This is a genomic window from Vibrio sp. 1069 (assembly GCF_033340555.1).
In genome coordinates this window covers 1-517 of sequence record NZ_JAWOWP010000947.1, presented here as the reverse complement: position 1 = coordinate 517, position 517 = coordinate 1, and the positions used below count along the sequence as shown (strand labels likewise).

The window sequence follows — 517 nt, the reverse complement described above, 5'->3', positions numbered from 1 at the left end:
TCGTCTCTATTTACACTGTAAATCCATAAGGCGTTGCGTTTACACTGTAAATTGACTCAACAACTTTTCTAACTCACTTCTTAACTGTTGCTCAACTTGCTTTCTTCCCGATAATCCAAATTGTTTGGCACAAATGCCCCAATCATGGTTTAAGAACACTTTACTTATCATCAAATCAGAAACAGGCGCTAAACCATATTGACGCAGCCACTGTTGTAACCACACAAAAATCGATTCATAGCTTGCACCACCCTGCGCATAGCTTTGAAGCAATACTCGCTTAGTCGGATGTAAGGTTTGATGTTGAATCGGTTGACGCAACAAGCTTCTAGCCAGACTCGGCTCTAACTTAGGATAAACAAGGGAAAGGCTCGCAGACAAAAACTCATGAAACAATGCTTGTGCATCATCAATCCAAGTTTGTGATTTATTCGCAAGTTGGCGAACCATCAACAATGAATAACAACCACTGGCGGCATCGCGCATAGTTCCTAAACGAATGGATTGATAACCAGCT

General features: G+C 41.4%; 1 pseudogene. It reads right to left on the bottom strand.

The features are described 5' to 3' along the window. Nucleotides 1-39: 39 nt before the first annotated feature. Nucleotides 40-517, bottom strand: a pseudogene (locus R7040_RS29960) (tRNA-binding protein); the annotation flags it as partial.